Below are 21,860 nucleotides of genomic sequence, written 5' to 3' on the forward strand. Positions count from 1 at the left end.
AATAAAATTTATCCTTTAAAAACAATTTATGAGTGCGCAGGATTCCACAACAGTAAAACAAGCAACTGCTTCACAAAAGCTATCCGTATTAGAGAAAATTGGTTACAGCTTAGGCGACCTTGCTGCCAACCTTGTGTTTCAAACTTTAATGACCTATCTCGCCTATTTCTACACAGATATTTATGGCCTTGAGCCAAAACATGCATCTGTATTGATATTAACAGTAGGGCTTATTGCGGCCTTTGGCTTCAACCCTGTAATCGGCGCACTGGCCGACAGAACCAATTCGCGCTGGGGAAAGTTCAGGCCATGGGTTTTATTTACCGCTATCCCGCTTGGCGTAATTGCATTGCTTGCATTCAGCACACCCGATTTTTCTTATAAAGGCAAAGTAATATATGCAGTTGTTACCTACACTTTATTATTGTTATTATATGCTGCCAACAATCTTCCCTACTCTGCATTAAGCGGCGTTATTACGGGCGATATGAAGCAACGCAACAGCCTTTCTTCTTACCGTTTTGTAGCGGTAATGTTTGCGCAGTTTTTTGTGCAGGTATTTATGCTGGCCATTATTGTATCGGCGGGCGGTGGCGATAAATCGCTGGGCATAGAAAAAGTAATGACATGGCTGGCTATCATCGGCACTATCATGTTGCTCATTACTTTTTTTACTACGAAAGAGCGCATTGTGCCCAGCCCTGAACAAAAATCAAGTTTGAAGGAAGACTTAAGCGATCTTTTTAAAAACAGGCCGTGGGTAATTATGCTCGTGCTTACAACGCTGGTATTTATAACGCTTTCCATGAAAGGCGGCTCGTATGTTTATTATTTTAAAAATTATGTTGATAAGGAAAGCCTGACAGACTTTGTAAACCCAATCATACATTTCTTTTCAGCTATCGGCCTTAATGTTTTTGAAGATGATCCCGTATCAGCAGGCTTTGGCTTATTCAATGCAGGCGGTATCATTTTTATGATCGTCGGCATCACCTTATCAAAAAGGTTTGCTGACAAATACGGCAAGCGCGATGTGTTTGGCATCTGCTTATTCATCTCCACTTTATTCATACTGGCATTTGTTTTTTATCCGCCAACATCGGTAAAACTTATCTTTCTATCCCAAATTCTGCACGGCTTTTTTTATGGCCTCACCATACCATTGTTATGGGCCATGATAGCCGATGTGGCCGATTACAGCGAATGGAAAAATAACCGCCGCGCTACCGCCATTATATTTTCCGCCATGATGGTGGGCTTAAAAGCCGGCCTCAGTATTGGCGGCGCATTGGTAACATGGATATTGGGTTTATATAATTATGTTCCCAACAGCGATGTACAAACACCCGCGGCCATTAACGGCACAAAAATGCTGGTGAGCGTATATCCATCCATACCGTTTTTAATTGGCGCAGGCTTATTGTTTTTCTATGTTATCAATAAAAAAATGGAAGTACAGATAGAGAACGATTTAAAACAAAAAAGGAACAGCTAAACAACAAGGTGTTTTATAAGAATCATGATACAGGCAAATGAATTTGTGGCAAGCACGGTTGCGTCGCAACACTTGTGCTGAAGAAAGAATTTTTAACACTGTTCTGCGAAGCCTCCGGACTTGTTCAAAGAAAACAAAACAATATTTTACAACAATCAACAAAGCTTCCCGGCAAGCGGGAAGTTTAAGGAGATCAATACCATGCCTGAAGAAAGTATTCAACACATCAATTTTGAAGAGCTGAACAACAAAGCTATTTCACAACCATTGATTAATCATATTTATACTGCCGATCCGTCGGCGCATGTATTCAATGGAAAAATTTATATCTATCCATCGCACGATGTGGATGCCGGTGAAGCCTTTGACGATCTCGGAAGCCATTTCGCCATGGAAGATTATCATGTTATTTCAATGGATTCTCCGTCAGGTGAAGCGAAAGACAATGGTGTGGCTTTGCACGTAAATGATGTGCCCTGGGCGGAGAAGCAAATGTGGGCGCCCGATGCCAATGAAAAAGATGGCAAATATTATCTCTTCTTTCCTGCAAAAGATTATAACGGCATTTTTAAAATTGGCGTAGCTGTCAGCGATGTGCCAACAGGGCCATTTATACCGCAGCCAGAAGCAATTAAAGAAAGTTTTTCAATAGATCCCGCAGTATTTAAAGATGATGACGGCAGCTATTACATGTATTTCGGCGGCATTTGGGGCGGGCAGTTGCAACGCTGGCGCGACGGCAGTTTCAATGCAACGCAACCGGAAAGCCCTTTGGCACATTTACCAGGAAATAACGAGCCCGCTTTATGTGCTAAAATTGCAAAACTTACCGATGATTTATTAGCCTTTGCAGAAGCGCCAAAAGATGTTGTTATAGTGGATGAAAATGGCGATCCATTGTTACAGGGCGATAATGACCGCCGCTTCTTTGAAGCATCGTGGGTGCATAAATACAATGGCAAATATTATTTCTCTTACTCAACAGGCGACACGCATTTTATTTGTTATGCCATTGGCGATAATCCTTATGGACCGTTTAAATATGCCGGCAAAATTTTAGAACCTGTTGTTGGCTGGACATCGCATCATTCCATTACTGAATTTAACGGCGAATGGTATTTGTTTTATCACGATAGCAGTTTAAGCAAAGGCGTAACGCATTTACGCAGCATAAAAGTTGCAAAGATTGAATATGATGAAAATGGGTTTATAAAAACAATAAAGCCTTATGGCAGTTTAAAAGCATTGGTTTAAGTATGGGGGCTTAACGCATAGAACTGCAAAGCCAGGAGGCTTGGCAGAGTGTAGCCCGGTTTACATGAACCGTAAAAATGATAATAATGATCGCATCTGTTTCGCGTTCCGGCTTTAATAAAAATTGTAATTAAAATATGAAACAAATTTTTCTTGCATTAATAATCCTGCTGCCTGCATCAATCCTGTTCAGCCAATCAACTGAAGTAACGATTCCCGGTTCACAAACCAGAAAATTTACCTCAAAAATTGTAAACGGGCAGGAATATGTTTTGCAAATTTCTTTGCCTTCAGGCTATGATAAGAGTGATAAAAAATACCCTGTTGTTTATCTCATGGATTCTCAATGGGATTTTCCGTTGTTAACTGCATTATATGGCCAGCAATATTATGATGGCTTTATTCCCGAACTGATTATCGTTGGCATTACCTGGGGTGGCAATCATCCAAATCCCGACAGTTTACGTTCCAGGGATTATACACCTACCAATGAAAAACGCTTACCGCAAAGTGGCGGTGCTGATCAATTTTTATCTGTTATAAAAAACGAAGTGTTCCCGCTTATTGAAAGCAATTACAGCACCGATACAAATGACAGGACATTGGTTGGCTGTTCGCTCGGCGGCCTGTTTACCATGTACACCTTGTTCACGCATCCGGGCATGTTTAATCGCTATGTGGCAGCAAGCCCTGCATTTATGTGGGATAATAATATACTGAACAAATATGAAGAACAATATCATGCTAATACATCTAATCCTTCAGCAACTTTATTTATGTGTGTTGGCGGCGTGGAAACAAGTGTGCCGGGCTTTGAAAAATTAACGTCACTCTTAAACAACCGTCATTATACCAACCTCCGGATTGAAAGCAAAGTATTGGAAAACACAGGCCATTCGGGCACAAAAGGCGAAGGCTATGCAAGAGGATTGCAGTTTGTGTTTAAACGGCCATCGCTGCAATTATCATCAAACATACTGGAGCAATATAAAGGCAGTTATAAAATGAGCGATGGAACAACCGCACAAATAAAACCGGGAAACGGTTCGCTCGTTGCAACCGTTGGCAATAGTACATTCAAATTACTGGCAGCATCTGAAACTGATTTTTATATCACTTCCTCCTTTCTGAAAATACATTTTGAGAAAGATGATAAAAGCAATGTTTCAGGTTTCAGGCTGGAACGCTATGGCAACAGTGAATTTGTTAATAAGATTAAATAAAGTATTACGATGGCTATAAGAAGATTTATCACAGTTTGTTTTTGTTTGATCATAACCTCTTTTGTTAATGCGCAAATAAAACTTCCGCAGTTAATAAAAGACAGCATGATACTGCAGCGCGATGCGAAAATAAATATATGGGGATGGGCATCAAAAGGTGAAAAGGTAAGTGTGAAATTCAATAACAAAACCTATAAAACAACCACAGATAATGATGGTAAATGGATGGTACAATTAGCCCCCGGAAAAGCAGGCGGGCCATACACTATGGATATATCAGGCAAGAATAAAATTTCATTGCATGATATATTGATTGGCGATGTTTGGTTATGTGCAGGCCAATCAAACATGGTGCATCAAATGGCCTTGCATGGCATTCGCTATGCAGATGAAATTGCCAGTGCCAACAATCCTGCAATAAGGCAATTTTGGGTGCCCAATACAACCATTTTGCAGGCGCCGCAAAATGATTTGCCATCCGGTTCGTGGAAATGGGCCAACCCAAATGATGTGCAGCAATTTTCAGCCGTTGCTTATTTCTTCGCCAAATCTTTATATGAAAAATACCATGTACCAATCGGTATTATCAATGCAAGCTGGGGCGGCGTTCCCATTGAATCGATGATGAGCGAAGATGCGTTGAAAACATTTCCGTCTATACTGCAAACCGTTGAAAAAAATAAAGACACGGCTTATGTAAACGAAACCAACCGCAAAGCATTTGCTGCCATGCAATCAATGCCTAAGCCTAAAGATAAAGGCATGAATGAAAAATGGTACGACGCATCATACACACCGAAAGGATGGCGCACCATTGCTATTCCGGGTTATTGGGAAGACCAGGGCGTAAAAGATTTGGATGGCATTGTTTGGTATAGAAGGGAAATAGATATACCTGCATCAATGACGAATACGCCGGCTAAAGTTTTTTTAGGAAGGATTGTAGATGCAGATGAATTATATATCAACGGAACAAAAGTAGGCAGCACTGGTTATATGTACCCACAGCGCCGTTATTCAATTCCTGATGGCGTTTTAAAAGCAGGCAAAAATTTATTTGTTGTTCGTGTTACAAACAATTTTGGCAAAGGTGGTTTTGTACCCGATAAGCCTTACCAGTTAATAGCAGGTAATGACACGATTGACCTTACCGGTTACTGGCAATATAAAGTTGGCGCTGTTAACGTCCGCCGCAAAAATGATGCGTTTACACCAGCTATTGCTTTGCAAAATCAACCAACGGCTTTATACAATTCCATGATAGCGCCATTAATTAATTATGCTATCAAAGGTTTTGTATGGTACCAGGGTGAAAGCAATACGGGCAGGTTTGAGGAATATGCAAAGCTGCAACCCGCTATGATTAACGACTGGCGCGGTAAATGGAAGCAGGATGGCCTTCCGTTTTTATTTGTACAGCTTCCCGGCTTTATGGATTATAGCTATCAGCCTGCTGAAAGTAATTGGGCATCGTTCAGGCAGGCGCAGGCAAAATCGTTATCCATTCCAAACACGGCAATGGCGGTTGCTATTGATTTAGGTGAATGGAACGATATTCATCCCGACAGGAAAAAAGAAGTTGGAGATAGATTGGCGTTAGCAGCGGAGAAGATTGCTTATAATGAAAACATAGTTTATTCAGGACCCACCTTTCAATCACAAACAATACAAGGCAATAAAATAATTGTATCATTTACAAATACAGGCAGTGGTTTAGCAACAAGCGATGGCGAAGCGCCTGCTGAATTTGCCATTGCCGGTGATGATAAAAAATTTGTTTGGGCGAATGCCAGCATTGAAGGAAATACAATTGTTGTATCAAGCGATGAAGTGCCCCATCCAAAATATGTGCGGTATGCCTGGGCAGACGATCCCGTCAATCCAAATTTAACGAATAAAGAAGGGTTGCCGGCAGCGCCGTTTGAAACACCCATCCACTAAAAAAAGTTCTGCAGCAGTGTAGCCTGTATTAGATTTTTTTAAGAGTTTGGTTTAATGTATGAACAGGCTTTTAGAATTAAAACATCAGGACTTTCCTGCTAAAAAATTATCAGCACAAAAATTCAATTGATCAATAATCAAAATGTAGAAAATTAATTTGCAAACACCAATGCCATATAAACATTACCACATGAAAAAACTTTTATTCTTTTCAATCGCTATCTGCATTGCATATTTCAGCACTGCACAGGATACAATCGTTAATGGCGTTACGTATCCAAAGCCATCCAACTTTACATCGCAGCAAAACCAGCAAAATATGATGCAGCAGTTGGGCATTACCAAATTAAGGCCGGGGCCAAGCGGCAATGAAGCTGCGCCCAATCATGCAAATTACGATACAACTATAGCTGATCCCTGTCCTCAATTGCCGGATATTCTCACCATGAAAGATGGTAAAAAAGTAACCACGCCTGCAATGTGGCAAACGCGCCGTGCGGAAATAATGGAGGATTATGAACGCGAAGTGTATGGAAGAATTCCGAAGGATGTGCCAAAGGTGAAATGGGAAGTGAAAGTAACCGACCGCGAATTTATATTTCCCGGTTTTATACCTGTTGTTGCCAAACAAATAGTAGGGCATGTAGATAATAGCTCTTACCCGTTAGTGAATGTTGATATAAAAATGATGCTTGTAGTTCCCATGAATGTAAAAGCCCCCGTGCCGGTGCTGATGATGTTTGGGCAGCCATCGTTTCCTGCGCCTGCACAACCATTGAATGATGATATGGAAACATTGAATGCAACCTTTAAGGAACTGATGATAAAAACCAATCCTGCTGTAAAAAATATATTTGATAAATATCCCGCCTACTCTCCTGTTACCAAAATCAACATTAACTTTTTTGCACCGCCGCGTGTGGGCGATGCACCGCCAACAGAACAACTGCTGGCAGCCGGCTGGGGATACTGCACCATCGACCCTGCCAGCATACAGGCCGACAACGGCGATGGCTTAACCAAAGGCATTATTGGTTTGGTGAATAAAGGCCAGCCGCGCAAACCCGACGACTGGGGCGCATTACGGGCCTGGAGTTGGGGTGCGGCAAGGGCTTTGGATTACCTTGAAACAGACAGTTTGGTAGATGCAAAAAAAGTAGGCATTGAAGGTGTTTCAAGATATGGAAAGGCAGCATTATTAACGCTTGCATTTGAACCGCGTTTTGCAACAGCACTGGTGGGCTCGCCCGGAAAAGGCGGTGCTACTTTATTGCGCCGCAATTTTGGCGAAGCTGTTGAAAGCCTTACCGGTGGCGGGTTTTACTGGATGGCAGGTAATTTTTTAAAGTATGGAACCGAAGAATCCAAATTTGGTAAGATGACCGGCTGTGATTTGCCTGTTGACTCGCATGAATTAATTGCCTTATGTGCGCCGCGGCCTATGTTTTTAAGTTACGGTATTCCCGAAAAAGGCGATGCTAACTGGCTCGATCAGCGCGGCAGTTATAAAGCTATTATTGCTGCCGGTGCGGCTTATAAATTGCTGGGCGCAAAAGACCTCGGCGTTTCCAACGATTATACAAAAGAATACATGCCGCCTGTAAATACTGGTTTATTGGATGGCCAGCTTGCCTGGCGCCAGCACGATGGCGGCCATACCGATGCGCCCAATTTTAAATATTTTATTCCCTGGGCTAATAAAATGCTGGGGTATGAAAAGAAAGCGCAATAAACGTTAACCCGGATTATGGAGTTAATGTGTTGTTGATGTAAACCTTGCCACAGGTGCGCAGGTAAAAATCTGTGCACCTGTGGCAAATAAATCTTACGTTGATTTTATAAGAACAACAACCAGGAATAAACCGTGGATTTCCACGCAGAAACCCTGACAAGGCAAAGTTTCTGAAAGAACGCTTCATGGCTTTTTATGTATAGCTAACAACTATATTTTATTTTTGACAGCTATGTACACAGATAGCTGGAACGATACAATTATAGCATTGGCAACGCCCCAGGGTGTTGGCGCTATTGGCGTTATTCGCTTAAGCGGCAGCAAGGCCATTGAAATAGTGAATACATTATTCGTAAAGAAAGATCTAAGCAAACAGGCATCACATACATTGCATGTTGGCATTTTAAAAGATATGGATGCAGTGATTGATGAAGTTGTTGTTTCGTTATTTATCAGCCCTCATTCCTATACAGGCGAAAATGTGGTAGAAATTTCCTGTCACGGTTCAGCTTTTATTCAGCAAAAAATAATTGATGCCTGTATTGAAAAAGGCGCAAGGCTGGCGAAGCCCGGTGAATTTACCCAACGCGCATTTTTAAATGGCAAGCTCGATCTTACGCAGGCCGAAGCGGTAGCCGACCTCATTGCCAGCAACACAGAAGCCAGCCGTAAAACAGCTTTGCAAAATATGCGCGGCGGTTTCTCCGGTGTGCTTAAAAATTTAAGGGAACAGTTATTAAAATTTTCCGCTTTAATAGAACTGGAACTTGATTTTTCGCAGGAAGATGTGGAGTTTGCCGACCGCACACAATTTTATGAACTGATAACATCAGCGGAACAAATAACCCGCAATTTATTACAGTCGTTCAAGTTGGGAAATGTTATCAGGAATGGCGTGCAGGTAGCAATTATCGGCAAACCCAATGCAGGCAAGTCAACATTACTGAATACATTATTGAATGAAAACCGTGCCATTGTAAGCGATATTGCAGGCACTACAAGAGATACGATTGAAGAAGTGATTAATATAGAAGGAATTTTATTCCGGTTGATTGATACGGCAGGCATCAGAACAAGCGATAATGAAATTGAAAGCATCGGCGTTGAAAAAAGTTTGGAAAAAATGCGCAATGCAGATATTGTAATTTACATGTTTGATTGTGCGCATGAAACAAAAGAAAACCTGCTGCATGAACAGGAGCAACTTACATCAGCCTGTAAAAATCATCTTCTTATTGGTAACAAGCTCGATCTAATGAATGCTGATGACATCATTAAAAAGTTTGACGGGCTTGATATTTTGTTTATATCGGCCAAAGAACATACGCATGTAAATCTTTTAAAGAAACGGCTGGTTGAAGAAGTTGTAACCGGAAATATAGAAACAGAAAATGTGGTTGTAACAAATGCACGGCATTATGAAGCGCTGCAAAAAATAAATGATGCCTTGATTGATATAAGAAAAGGAATGGATAATAAAATCCCTGGTGACCTTATTGCATTAGACATTCGCCGGTGCCTGCATTATCTTGGGGAAATAACCGGGCTTATTACAAACGAAGATCAATTAGATTATATTTTTAGTAAGTTCTGTATCGGAAAGTAATTGCCATTAGGGCTTATCAATCCACCTATATCAATCCACTCTTGATACCCTTGCTTACAAGAATGGCAGTATTCTTTGCATCAAATTTTTCAAGCAGGCTTTTGCGATGTGTATTTACCGTCGGGATACTGATAAAAAGTTTTTCAGCAATCTCAGCATTAGTGAGGCCTTCAGCAATTAATTGCAGCACTTCTTTTTCGCGTCTTGTTACCGGGGGCAGGCTGCTATCTGATTCCCGCAAAGAAAGGCTTACTTCATGGCTCATATAAGTTTTGCCGGATGCGGCTGCAGCAATGGCTTCGAGCAATTCTGTTTTGTCTGCGTTTTTCAACACATAACCGGATGCCCCATTATCAATCATGTTGCGGATGATGGCCTGCTGGTTGAATGTACTCAACCCCAACACAAAAACAGAAGGATATTTTTCCCGTACTTCTTTGCATAAATCAATGCCGCTTTTGTCGGGCATGCTAATATCCATTAAAATCACATCGGGCTGCTGTTGTTTCAAAAAAGCAAGACAGGATGCGGCATTGGTGGCATGTCCCATCCAGTCAATATCCTTTTCATTTTGTAATAACGAGCGGATACCTTCTATCACCATATAATGGTCGTCAACTATGAATACGCTTGCTTTCATTTCTTTGCGTTGCTTCGTTTTTTTTGTGGCAAAATCTTAAATTCCTATTTCAATCAACACCGACGTGCCTTTGCCTTCTCCGCCTTGCACATCAATTTTTCCTTTCAAAAAATCAACACGGTTTTGAATGTTGCCCCAGCCAATACCACTTGCCTGTGTTAATGAAGATAAATCGAAACCTTTGCCATCATCTTCCACTGTTACTGATATTAATTTTTCGGATTCTGAATATTGTGTTTGTACCAATACATTGGTGGCTGCTGCATGTTTGATGGCATTGTTTACCAACTCCTGCACAATGCGGTAAATGGTGACGGCTGTTGTCTGTTCGATATCAGCCTTACTCATTGCCATCGAATGATAGCTTGTACGAATAACACCACTACTGTCTATCTCATTACAAAATTCTTTCAGCGCTGTATCCAGTCCATATTTCACCAACACTTCCGGCATCATGTTATGTGCCACCCGGCGCATCTCCCTGATGGAACTGTCGAGCATATCAATGCTGCGTTCAAAGGCCTGCGCATTGTCAGGCGTCATAATTAGATTTCCTTTCATATTGCTTAATGAATGTTTTATACCACTCAGCATTCCACCCAATCCGTCGTGGAGGTCTTTGGCAAGGCGGGTGCGTTCCTGTTCCTCGCCTTTCAATACAGCTCCAGTAGCGGTGAGTTGTTTTTCTGTTTCTAATTCATCTATCCTTGCCTGTTGTAATTTTTGCCTGTTCTTATAATTTCGGTAACTCAATAAAGAAATTAAAAGTAAGGCAACAGCGCTGCCCGCAAGAATATAGTTGAGGGTATTCTTTTGATGAAGCTCTGCTTTCTGTAATTGAATCTGTGATTCTTTTTTCTGGGTTTCGTATTTCGTTTCAAGGTCTTCGGTATAGAAATTCAGTTCTTTCAGGTTTAAAGCGCTTTGCAACGAATCATATTTATAAGTGTAGTCTTCCGCTTCTTTAATCTTGTTTTGTGTAAAATAAAGTTTGGAATAAGTGTTGTACAAATTCCCTAAAGCGTCTGTAGCATTTTCTTTTATGGCAATGGCAATGCCGCTATCTAATTGGGCCCTGGCAGGCTGGTATTCTTTTTTTAGAATATATCCAAGCGACTTTGCTGCATATATTTCTGCAAGAGTTTTTTTATCGGGCATTTGTTCATCTACTTTATCCAGCATGGACAAATACTTTTCAACGCCGGATAAATTACCAATCTTAAAATGATTATAGGAAAGATTAACCAGTGCATAAATTGTATTCACAACATCTTCTTCCCTTTGAGCAATGTACAGTTGTTTTGTATAGAAAAATATGCTACTGTCAATTTTATGTAAATCTGTATAAGCTGTGGCCATATTATTTAAGCCCATCATTACGGCATAAGTATTGTTGAATTTTTCACCATATTCAACGGCCCTCTTAGAATATAAAATCGTTTTTTCATATTGTTTGAGATTATAGTAAGTATTGGAGGCTGTAAGGTTACGAATGGGAAAACTGGCGCTGTCTTTAGTTTTTTCAGATAGTTCCAAACATTTTAATGCATAATCAATCGCCTGCCTGTAATTTCCAAAGTGATTATACACGGCTGCAAGGTTATTGTAAGTTTTGGCCCGCAGTTTATCATCATTTTTTTTCTCTGCAATATCCAGGTTTTTTAAGGCATAAGCGCTTGCATTTTTATAATCATTATTGTAGTAATAATACTCTGCAAAAGCCGTATTGATATAAGGGTCGCAGGCGGTAATACTTTTTTCTTTTGCAAAATCCTTTGCCTTATTTATGTATAAAAATGCGCTGTCAAAATTCTTTGTAGCGTACAAAGCGCTTATCTTAATGAGCAACATGATTCTTGTAGAATCATCCTTTGCTGCAGGTAATAATTTCAAAAGGCTATCTTTTTTAGAATCAGGCTGCGCACCGGCTAAAAAATGAAAGCAGGTCACTAAAATCAATAAAAGAAAAATACATCTTCTCATCTGGCTAAAATTCAATATACCAATGTGCAAAAGAAAACAAACTCCGGAACCGGGTTATCATCTTTTTTAATGATTTTATTCCGGGATGCCACAAAGACACCAGGGTACGAAGGTTCACGGAGATTTTTTCTTTGTGCTGCTTTGTGCTTTAGTGCTTTTGTGGCAAAAAAAGATTTAACCACAAAGACATCAGGGCACGAAGGTTCACTAAGATTTCTTTTTTGTGCTGCTTTATGTCTTCGAGTCTTCGTGGCAAAAAAAGACTTAACCGCAAAAACACCAGGGTACGAAGGTTCACTAAGATTTCTTTTTTGTGATTCTTTATGGCTTCGGGCCTTCGTGGCAAAAAAATCATCTTTTTTAAGGATACCGGTGCACAAGCCCTTCTTCTACTTTTACACTATAATTCTTTTTATGAAATCAATTATTCTTCCAATTCTATTTGCAATGCTAACGGCAAATCTTTTTGCCCAAAAACAAACTTTTGACATTGTTTCCTACAATGCGCCAACTGACTGGACTTTAAACCAGGGTAACGATTATATTTCCTATTCCCGGATAGATGGCGCTTCGTGGGCACAAATTGCCATCTATCAGCATCGCAACTGCGAAGGCGATATTCAAACCGATTTTGATAAAGACTGGAACGAACTGGTTGCATCCAATAAAACTATTTCTTCTCCTGAAAAAACGGAACCAAAAACTGCAGAAGGCTGGACGGTGATGAGCGGCAGCGGTGTGTGGCAATATAATGGTGCCAATGTAGCTTCCATCCTTACCGTTTATTCAAACAACAGCATTTGCATTGCTGTATTATGCAATGCTACTGCACAGCCTTACCTGAAAAATTATAAAGAACTGATTGGTTCATTAGATTTAGATGCAAGTTCAGTAAGTGAAACAAATAATCAAACGAATACTGAAACTGAAACGAATTCAAATCCAAATACAAACAATACTACCATTTCTGGTTTATGGACAAATTATATTCTTGAGACTACAGGTTATAATGTAGGCGGAAGGCCACAATACACTGCCGGCTACCTCAGAAAGGAATATCAGTTTAATGCAGATGGCACTTACACGTTTCGCAATAAACAATGGCTCACCAAAGCGCCTGATATTACTTTCTTGTATGAAACAGGCACTTATTCTGTAAACGGAAATCAATTAACCATTACTCCTAAAAATGGAAAAAGTGGTTTTTGGGCAAAGACGAATAGTTCTAAAGAATGGGGCAGGATGAAAAAATATGCTGACTATAAATTGGAGAAGACCACTTATACTTTTGAAATAAGTATAGACCCAACCTACGGAAATACAATCATCCTTAAAGCGGGCAACCCAACTACCAGAGATGGCGGACAATTTAATGCGCCCAACGAGCATTATGAATTTCGTTATTCATTCCGGAAAGAAGAATCGTTGATTGATAATCCGCCGGGATTTAAAATCAATGCTGCAAATTAATCATCATTATTATCTTCAAAAATGCAGTAAGCCAATTTAGCCACTAAAGCACCAGGACACTAAAACTAACAAAGAAAAAATTTTTGTGAGTCTTCTCCTCTTTGAGCCTTTGAGGTGAGAAAAAATCATCTTTTTTAATGATACCTCACCTCTTATGCTCCTGTTATTTTTACTACACAATTTTTTAGTATGAAAAAAACTCTTGTATTTGTTTGTTTACTGCTTTTCTTCTTTTCAGGTATTGCCCAGCAAACAAATCCTGCCAACAACAAAGAAGTACAGGATAAAATAAAACAGGCACAGCAACAATTAGACAAGCTTACCCCTGAGCAGAAAAAAATGATGGAACAGATGGGTTTTTCTACCAATACTCCGTCTTTACCGAATGGAACCACAGATGCTCAGATTGCTTTAGCCGTAGGTGGTGATGGAGTGCCTAAAAAAAATACAGTGCTAATAGGCGCCATACCCAAAATTGTACTTACATCTGCAACAGTTTCTTCCTACATAAAAACATTGAATGAATATGTTGAAAAAAACATTAGCGCACAATATAAACCATTTGGACAACAGGTATATGCATCTTTAAAAACCAACCATTTCAAAGCAAATGAAATTGCAAATGCTGCGCTGGGTTACTGGGTAAACGGCGATCTGGAGCCTGCGGTGTATTTAATGAGCAAAGCCTGCTCTGATAACAGCGCTGATGATGATATGCTCAGCAATTTCGCCGCTATGCTCAGTATGGCCGGTGCGCCACACAGGGCTATTCCTTTGTTAGAATATCTTTTAAAAAAATATCCTGATAATACCACCATTCAAAACAATCTTGGGCAGGCCTGGTTTTATTTGGGAGATGTAGATAAAGCCAATGTGCAATTGGATAAAGTAGTCCGTGCTTTTGCGTATCATCCACAGGCAAACTATACACAATGCCTCATTCAGGAAAGCAAGGGAAACAAAACAGCAGCCATTGAAAAAATGAAGAACTCGCTTCATTACAGTTATTCGTTGGGCAAAGTAAATAAACTTCGCAAGCTGGGTTATTCTGTAAAAGGAAGTGACATGCGCAAACCTTTTCGTCCCGACCCTGACCCTTTGGCTTTAGAAAAATTTGTACGCCCCGAAGCGCCGAAATCTTATGAAGATGAATTGCGCCTAAGCGCCGATTGGGATGCGTTTCAAAAACAAGTGTATGAAAAAATGAATGCTTTAGCGCAAGCATCCATACCTGCACAACAAGCCAATGCAAAGGAAGCAGAAAGGTTGTACAATCAATATCAAAAAGGGGGCGTTACTGCGATGACTGCAAAAGCCTCTTCCAATGAAAATATTTATCGTAAAACAGCCGAAAAAAATTTAGAAGAAATGAATAAAGACGGCGGCGCAGCATATCGTTTGAAAGCCGCTAAAAAACAAATAGATGATTTGAGAAAAGATTTTGTTGCAAAAGATGAACTGCAGCGCAAAACCCTTGAAAAAGCCAATAGCACGATAGCCACCAGTGAAACAGAACTGGCAAAAAAAGGTGAAAATATTGGTTATGATAATTGTGTGGTGCAAAATAAATACAGCGAATGGGTGTATAAAAATTATAACCTGCCATTGGAAGAAGCCTACAACAATTACCTGCATCAACTTAAATTAAAAATTACCGAAGAACTGTACTGGCGGCAGTTTACAGAAAACGAAGCCACATTTGAATCCACAAAAAATAACGCCAAAAGAGAATGGCTCGCAGCCATCAGCGATACAAGGAATATTGCCACCAACAAGTATGGCAATTGTAACATTGAGCCAACCAAATCCTCCAATTATAAACTTTCGGATTTTGATGATATGCACTGCAAGTTCATTTCCGTACTTGATTTTGGCGTGTACAAACAGGTATTTGAATGTGGCAAATCCCGTATGGAATTTAATGCGGGCGGCGTGTCCGGAAATTTCAATTTCAAATCTGATAACGCAGGAAAAAATCAATTCACTAATGGAAATATTGAGGTTTCAGCCGGCAAAGAAATATCTGTAAGCAAAGGTCCTTTACAGGTTGGCGCTTCGGTAAAAGGCGGTATGGGCATGGAGTTCAGCAGCAATGGTGTGGAAGATGTATATGTAACAGGAGAAGCATCGGTTTCTGCCGGTGCAGGGCCTGCTAATATCGAAGTAGGCGCATCAGGCAAAATGAGTTTGATTTCGGGCAATATGAGCGGCGGTATCAGTGGTTTTGGTAAATAACGACTCTTGAAAATATATGTATTCGAATGGAGTATCAAAAAAAGTTTGGTAATATAAAATCATTCATAAAACTTATCAAGAAGGTAAAAGACAGTATCAATAAAAAAGAGGACACCATTTCTTGATAAAACATTTTCATCATGGAGGTCTTCAAAAATTAACCCTATCTCCTGGTTGATGTAGTCGTTATTGCGTGTATTTTCAAACCCGTTATAAGCCAGAAAATTCTTTACGATTTCTAAATTCACTGGTTCTGTGGCTAAAATAAAATCCTGCCTGACCACAGCAAACAGGGTATCCTGAATAATTTTAAACCCTATAAATTCATAAGCAGTAGCAGGGAAAAAATAATTATGAATGAGCAGGCTGTTAAAATAATCTAACCAGGATGAATAGAAAATACTGTCATTGGTTTTAATCACGCTAAAATCATCATACCGGAAGACACGTTGTTCTGCACCGGCGCCAATAAAATCTTTTTCTAAAATTTCGTTGTGATAAAATAAACCTTCTGCTTTTGCAAAAGCTATGAGAATTGCTGCTTCTTCACTTTTGAGGTGCTTTTGCTTTTTAACGCCTGCACCTGTTTCCGCATTTCTTCTAAGGAAACTTTGGATTTTTTTGAGTTTGCCTGTTTCGCCAAAAGGTTCAACTGGGTAAATGATATTTTGTAGTTCATGTTTAATATTTTTCATTCCATGATAACTGTTTCAAAGATATAAAATATTTTAGGAGGATGTGTCATCATTGGTATAGCGACAAATCTATAGGTTAGATTTATTCAAAAGGTTGATTAAGGGTTTCACTTAGTACGGCTTTGTGTCTGAACGTCTTTGCCACCTGGATGCGGGACAGGTGTGGCAGGAAAAAAAATCATCTTTTTTAATGATTTCACAATCTCTTTATCGAGCCTATTTTTATTGTATTAAAATAAACTGAGAATGAAGCCTGCTTTATTAATTTTTATAACGCTACTGTTTACTAACATCCGGGGAATCTCCCAGGATTGCAAAACAACTGCTGAGCTGGAGACTGCGCCCGGAAAATATCTTACTGCCGCACAATATCCCTGGCCTGCTGTAAGAGCAGCGTATTTTAATAAAATGAATAGTGCTGCTGATAAAGCAATGGCAAAAAAAATATTAGAGCAGATAGAAAAGACAGAACAGCAGACCCATGCAGGTTTTAACTTTACTGGTGGTAATTGGGAAAATTATTTTTCTACTGATGGCTATGATTATTTCGGCAATGCGAAATTGGGGCAATACACTTTTCAAGCTGCCTTGCACGAATATTTTTGCCTGAAAGGAAAACCATCCAGGAATGACGAAGCCAGCACTATTTTACGGATTTACGTAAACAAAATTCCGGTAAACACACTGATTAAATTTTTAGACAATCCATTTGGAAACAGTATAGACAATGACCGTGATTATGGTTTCCAGTTTTTAGATTGGAAAAATCATAAAACCACTGAACCAAATGCACAGTTGATTCCTCTATTCACTTTTATGACCTGTAATAATGCACAGCTAATTGACGCCATCAACTCCGGCAATAATTATTTTCAGGATGTGGCAGAAAAAGATATTAAGCTCAACAATCGTAACAATTATGTGTATCGTTATTGGTTTATCAAAAGAAAAGATATACCTGTAATTATACCTGTTACCCGTAAAGAATATTTACAAAGCCTGTTGGAATATTACGAAAGAGAAAAATTACATTTTGCCAAATTAGTGCCCGAACTTACTGCCGACCGTAGCAGCAGTGTAAAATATTACAGCAACTGGCAGGCTGATGTAGCTGATAAAATTGCTATGGTTAAAAAAACACTGGCAGAAAACAAAGAAGAGTGGTTATCTGAACAGGCGGTAATAAATCGTATAGAAGATGCTTCGCTATCCTACAATGCCAAACTGTCGGAATACACCAACCGCAACCGTTTCTGGAAGTTTTATGGCAATGAAAATAAAAGCACGCCTCTGTACCAATACAACCCTGAATATTTTAAAGCTGCTGCGCAAACTGCTGCCAAACCCCAAATCATTTCTATTGCTTTTCGTTATGTTGCCATGCCATCATCGCTTAGGATATTGGATAATTTCACTAAGCAATTTGATTTTGAAGCAGTAAAGAAACTTGTAGAGTAAAAAGAATTCGGCACGAAAAAATTCATACACTATCCCGCTATTGGAACACTAAGGTTTCTTGTGCTACTTTGTGTCTTAGCGCCTTTGTGGTAAGAAAAGATTGAACCACGAAGGCTCAAAGGCGTATATACAAAGAAAAGGTTCGGATAATGACCCAGGTAATGCTTTAAAGTATATTTCAGAAAGAACGAAATTGACAGGCCGTTTAATTGAAGTTGCAATTCGTAAACCAGTCAACGAAATATTTTTTTCATGACAAACAATTATAAGATTACTGCCATAATACAAAAAGCGTGTAAGCAGGAAGGTATCATTAAAAAAGATGTTTCGGGTACTTGTCCGCATCGAATCCGGTTTCAGCAATATGCTTTAAAAATACTCATCGGTTTTCAGCAGTGTTTTTTTTTGACATTTATCAGGAAAGCAAAAAGCAATCCTGACCATCAATACCCGCTTTTACAGGTAGCGTTTCATTTGCCGCAGGCGATGATCCACTAACAAGTTTCACTTTATATAAAACTTATTTTGCCTTACTTTGCCCGCAGAGTGTTTGATTTATGAAAATTGCAATAAAACATTTTCTTTTTATACTGGTTGCATGTTTTGCATTTGCACAGGCAAATGCAAATGATACCATTATTGTGCACAAAGATGCAAGGGTTGATGTGCTGGCTGAAAAACAGGCAGCTATTAATAAGATGACTTCTAACATGACGGCTGATGGTTTGTTCAAAGGATACAGGCTGCAGGTTTTAAACACACGAAGCCGCGACGATGCTTTTAAATTAAAAGCTGCATTACTTGAAAATTTTCCCGATCAGAAAGTATATGTTTTATACCAGTCGCCTTATTTTAAAGTGCGTATAGGCAATTTTGTGCAGCGAACAGATGCTGAAGATTTCCGCAAACAACTAAGTGCCTATATATCCAACCCTGCTTACATTGTTGATGATATAATTGAATACATTCCACAGGCCGGCGAGTTTCAATAAAGCTGATTATGCTTCCTCAAAAAATAAAAGATTTAACCAAACAATATGCGCCAATGATGCTTGATATAAGGCGTCACTTGCATGCGCACCCTGAATTAAGTTTTCATGAATTTAAAACCAGTGAATATATTGGTGAGCAGTTAAAGCAATGGAATATACCTTTTGAAAAAATCGCAAACACTGGTATTGTTGCGCTGCTTGAAGGCAAAAACTCTTCATCAAGAATAATTGCATTAAGGGCTGATATTGATGCCCTGCCAATTACAGAAGAAAATGATGTGCCGTATAAATCGCAGAACAATGGTGTTATGCATGCCTGCGGCCATGATGTGCATACAACCTGTTTGCTGGGCGCTACAAAAATCTTAAACGAACTGCGCGATGAATGGGAAGGCACTGTTAAGCTTATTTTTCAGCCGGGCGAAGAAAAAAATCCCGGCGGCGCCAGCATTATGATTAAAGAAGGCGTGCTGGAAAATCCAAAACCACAAGCTATTCTTGCCATGCATGTACATCCTGGTTTACCTATTGGTAAGCTAAGTTTTCGCGGCGGTTTAATCATGGCAAGCGCCGATGAAATTTATATAACCATCAAAGGAAAGGGCGGGCATGCTGCATCGCCGCATTTAACCGCCGATACTATTTTAATTGCATCGCAGGTGGTAGTGAGTCTGCAGCAGATCGTAAGCCGCAACGCCAACCCGTTTACACCATCGGTTTTATCAATATGCAGTTTTAACGGCGGTTTCACCACCAATGTTATTCCTTCAGAAGTAAAGCTGATGGGAACTTTCAGAACTATGGATGAAACATGGCGTTATAAAGCGCATGAGCTTATAAAAAAACAGGTGGAAGAAATTGCAGCAGCTATGGGCGCTGAAGCAGATGTGCTGGTTGATGTGGGTTACCCGGCTGTTTACAGCAATGAGATTATTACAGAAAAAGCAAGCAATCTTGCCAAAGAATATTTTGGCGATGAAAATATTGAAGAAACAGAAATACGCATGGGCGCTGAAGATTTTGGGTTTTATGCACAAAAAATCCCTGCCTGCTTTTACAGGGTTGGCGTGCGCAATGAAGCCGAAGGCATTGTGCATAATGTGCACACGCCAAAGTTTAATGTAGATGAAGAAGCGCTGCAAAACGGCGCCGGTATAATGGCGTGGTTCGGCATGAATTTGCAGCCTTAATTCAATAGTTTTGTTTTACGGTACAATTTTTATATAAGTTATCAATATCATTGACTTAAGGTTTAGTTTCTTTGAAATATTCAATAGTCATTTGCGGAAATTAATAATTGAGCAGCTCTGCCCGGTTGGTTCGGTCAGGCGGGATTATTGCGTATTGAATATTGAGTGTTTTCTTAAATCAATAACATTGTATTCATTATCTTAACCGGTAATATTTATGATAGGACGCCTTCTCAGCCACATAGGAAAATACCTTTTAATGTTACGGGGCATGTTTACCAGACCCGAAAACTTTAAAATGTACTGGAAAGAATTTATGCACCAGTCCGCTGAAATAGGGATAGGTTCCTTACCCATCGTGGCCATTATCTCCGTATTTCTTGGCGCTGTAACCACAGTGCAAACAGCCTACCAGTTGGTAAGCCCGTTAATTCCAAAGTCAACCATTTCTCAAATTACCAGGGATACGATTATACTTGAACTTTCACCCACATTGGTTTGTATTGTGCTGGCCGGTGTTGTGGGCAGCAAGATTGCAAGCGAATTGGGCAATATGCGTGTAAGCGAACAAATAGATGCGCTGGAAATTATGGGTATTAATACCCGCAATTATCTCGTATTCCCAAAAGTATTGGGGGCATTGCTGGTTATTCCGGCATTAATTATTATTTCTATGACGCTGGCCATTTGGGGTGGCCGCGTTGGCGGCAGCCTCTCCGGTATTCTTTCAAACGAAACTTATGATATAGGCTTAAGGCAAAGCCTTAACCTTAAAAATATTCCTTTCGCTATGGCCAAGGCTTACACATTTGCTTTCATCATAAGTACCATTGGCGCTTATTATGGCTATTATGTAAAAGGCGGTTCTTTTGAAATTGGCCGCGCCAGTACAACTGCCGTAATTGTAAGCTGTATTTTAATTCTTCTGGCAGATTACCTGCTGGCTGCCCTGTTACTTTAGAACAATATCAATATTTTTCCTAAAAAAATATTCAACAACCCCCGCCTGACCGAACCAGCCGGGCAGGAACAATTCAACACGCAATGTTCAATAGGAAACTTCTGCAATTTGAATATTGATTATGAATACTTGACCTAAAAAGGCCTGACCGTTATTTCCTAATAAATCTTAATCAAATAACTCAAACAGCTTCTGAATATTCATCGCACAACACTTGCCCCGACAGTGATGAAATATTGTATTGAAGAAAACCTTTAAGGTTGCCATTTTGATTATACATTTTTGTTAGTTTTATTACCTGCAATTCTTAAACTGCTGTTATGAAAACAACACCACTTCTTTTTGCGCTATTCCTAATTTTGATGCTGCCGTTGCCCAGCCTTGTGCCGATCCATTTAAATGTGAAAAAGACATGAACTTAATCCCGCATGCCATTAATGGCAGTAGTACAACTGTGATGGACAGTTTTTATTAACCCCCGGTGACGAATAATTATTTAACCATTGCCATAAACTGCATAATTTCTTTAATTTTTTAAACTGTACAATATGAAATTTTTTTTACTCATTATTGCCGCTTTAATTGTTGAAAACACCATACAGGCGCAGCCGGGAACATTAGACAATACATTTAATGACAGCGGAAAAGTGTTAAACTACGATTTTGGAGTCGTTTGTGCAACGGCTATACAGCCTGACGGAAAAATACTGGTGGGCGGAGAAATTTTTACTACTGAATTACATGCCTTTACAATTGTACGCTACCTGCCTGATGGTAGTGTTGATGAAAGTTTTGGTGATAACGGTAAGGCACAAACTGCCATTGCTGGCGGTGGGGTAGGAATTTACAACCTGAGTGTATTAAAAAGCGGTAAAATTTTAGCTGCGGGTTACGGGCTTGTTTTCTTCCAGTTTCCAATATACCAGTCGCCTATACTTGCCCAGTATTTGCCTGATGGCAGCCCCGATCCTTCATTTGGGGATAA

Annotated in this window: 16 protein-coding genes and 1 pseudogene; 14 read left to right on the forward strand and 3 right to left on the reverse strand. The window is 39.7% G+C overall.

Translation table 11 applies throughout. The annotated features are described in order from the left end of the window. The first annotated feature begins 28 nt into the window (after positions 1–28). The 6 genes from BM015_RS16605 (at position 29) to mnmE (ending at position 9,251) form a co-directional block, all read left to right on the forward strand. On the forward strand, positions 29–1,495 hold the full coding sequence (locus BM015_RS16605) for an MFS transporter (RefSeq protein WP_090661121.1): 1,467 nt from the start codon (positions 29–31) through the stop codon (positions 1,493–1,495). 120 nt (positions 1,496–1,615) lie between these two features. Continuing rightward, entirely contained in the window at positions 1,616–2,749 is a 1,134-nt protein-coding gene (locus tag BM015_RS16610; RefSeq protein WP_245751465.1) for a glycoside hydrolase family 43 protein, read from the forward strand. 137 nt (positions 2,750–2,886) lie between these two features. Next, a complete protein-coding gene (locus BM015_RS16615) occupies positions 2,887–3,972 on the forward strand; it encodes an alpha/beta hydrolase-fold protein (RefSeq protein ID WP_090661124.1) in 1,086 nt (361 codons plus the stop codon). Between the two features lie 9 nt (positions 3,973–3,981). Continuing rightward, on the forward strand, positions 3,982–5,913 hold the full coding sequence (locus tag BM015_RS16620; protein WP_090661128.1) for a sialate O-acetylesterase: 1,932 nt from the start codon (positions 3,982–3,984) through the stop codon (positions 5,911–5,913). Positions 5,914–6,103: 190 nt separating this feature from the next. Further along, positions 6,104–7,645 (forward strand): alpha/beta hydrolase family protein, encoded by a 1,542-nt coding sequence (locus tag BM015_RS16625; RefSeq protein ID WP_090661131.1) that lies wholly within the window; start codon positions 6,104–6,106, stop codon positions 7,643–7,645. Between the two features lie 232 nt (positions 7,646–7,877). After that, positions 7,878–9,251, forward strand: coding sequence for a tRNA uridine-5-carboxymethylaminomethyl(34) synthesis GTPase MnmE (gene mnmE / locus BM015_RS16630; protein WP_090661134.1), 1,374 nt, complete (start codon positions 7,878–7,880; stop codon positions 9,249–9,251). Between the two features lie 25 nt (positions 9,252–9,276). Here the strand turns inward: mnmE and BM015_RS16635 are convergent, their stop codons facing one another. Continuing rightward, positions 9,277–9,891: a response regulator gene (locus tag BM015_RS16635; RefSeq protein WP_090661138.1), complete on the reverse strand. Its 615-nt coding sequence runs from the start codon at positions 9,889–9,891 to the stop codon at positions 9,277–9,279. 36 nt (positions 9,892–9,927) lie between these two features. Next, positions 9,928–11,874 carry a tetratricopeptide repeat-containing sensor histidine kinase gene (locus BM015_RS16640; protein ID WP_090661143.1) on the reverse strand — a complete coding sequence of 649 codons (1,947 nt, stop codon included), beginning with the start codon at positions 11,872–11,874 and terminating at the stop codon, positions 9,928–9,930. A gap of 414 nt (positions 11,875–12,288) precedes the next feature. Between BM015_RS16640 and BM015_RS16650 the strand changes: the two genes are divergently transcribed. Both BM015_RS16650 and BM015_RS16655 read left to right on the forward strand, forming a co-directional pair. After that, entirely contained in the window at positions 12,289–13,344 is a 1,056-nt protein-coding gene (locus BM015_RS16650; RefSeq protein WP_090661148.1) for a lipocalin family protein, read from the forward strand. Between the two features lie 189 nt (positions 13,345–13,533). Continuing rightward, on the forward strand, positions 13,534–15,579 hold the full coding sequence (locus BM015_RS16655; RefSeq protein ID WP_090661153.1) for a tetratricopeptide repeat protein: 2,046 nt from the start codon (positions 13,534–13,536) through the stop codon (positions 15,577–15,579). A 59-nt stretch (positions 15,580–15,638) separates the two neighbouring features. On the opposite strand, the gene BM015_RS16660 is transcribed toward BM015_RS16655, so the two are convergent. After that, complete coding sequence (locus BM015_RS16660) at positions 15,639–16,274, reverse strand: putative polyvalent protein kinase domain-containing protein (RefSeq protein WP_090661157.1); 636 nt, start codon at positions 16,272–16,274, stop codon at positions 15,639–15,641. A gap of 246 nt (positions 16,275–16,520) precedes the next feature. Here BM015_RS16660 and BM015_RS16665 point away from each other — a divergent pair, with 246 nt between their 5' ends. From BM015_RS16665 to BM015_RS16690, 6 genes and pseudogenes are all read left to right on the forward strand, one after another. Then, on the forward strand, positions 16,521–17,732 hold the full coding sequence (locus BM015_RS16665) for a hypothetical protein (RefSeq protein WP_090661161.1): 1,212 nt from the start codon (positions 16,521–16,523) through the stop codon (positions 17,730–17,732). Positions 17,733–17,984: 252 nt separating this feature from the next. After that, the gene (locus BM015_RS16670; protein ID WP_090661164.1) at positions 17,985–18,230 is read left to right on the forward strand and encodes a hypothetical protein; all 246 of its coding nucleotides are present in this window, start codon (positions 17,985–17,987) and stop codon (positions 18,228–18,230) included. A 59-nt stretch (positions 18,231–18,289) separates the two neighbouring features. Further along, positions 18,290–18,724 (forward strand): SPOR domain-containing protein, encoded by a 435-nt coding sequence (locus BM015_RS16675; protein ID WP_090661167.1) that lies wholly within the window; start codon positions 18,290–18,292, stop codon positions 18,722–18,724. Between the two features lie 8 nt (positions 18,725–18,732). Further along, on the forward strand, positions 18,733–19,914 hold the full coding sequence (locus tag BM015_RS16680) for a M20 metallopeptidase family protein (protein ID WP_090661171.1): 1,182 nt from the start codon (positions 18,733–18,735) through the stop codon (positions 19,912–19,914). A gap of 271 nt (positions 19,915–20,185) precedes the next feature. Continuing rightward, positions 20,186–20,875, forward strand: coding sequence for an MlaE family ABC transporter permease (locus BM015_RS16685; RefSeq protein ID WP_245751466.1), 690 nt, complete (start codon positions 20,186–20,188; stop codon positions 20,873–20,875). 548 nt (positions 20,876–21,423) lie between these two features. Beyond that, a pseudogene (locus tag BM015_RS16690) lies at positions 21,424–21,860 on the forward strand (hypothetical protein); the annotation flags it as partial.

Source organism: Parafilimonas terrae, from assembly GCF_900115755.1.
GTDB classification, from domain to species: domain Bacteria; phylum Bacteroidota; class Bacteroidia; order Chitinophagales; family Chitinophagaceae; genus Parafilimonas; species Parafilimonas terrae.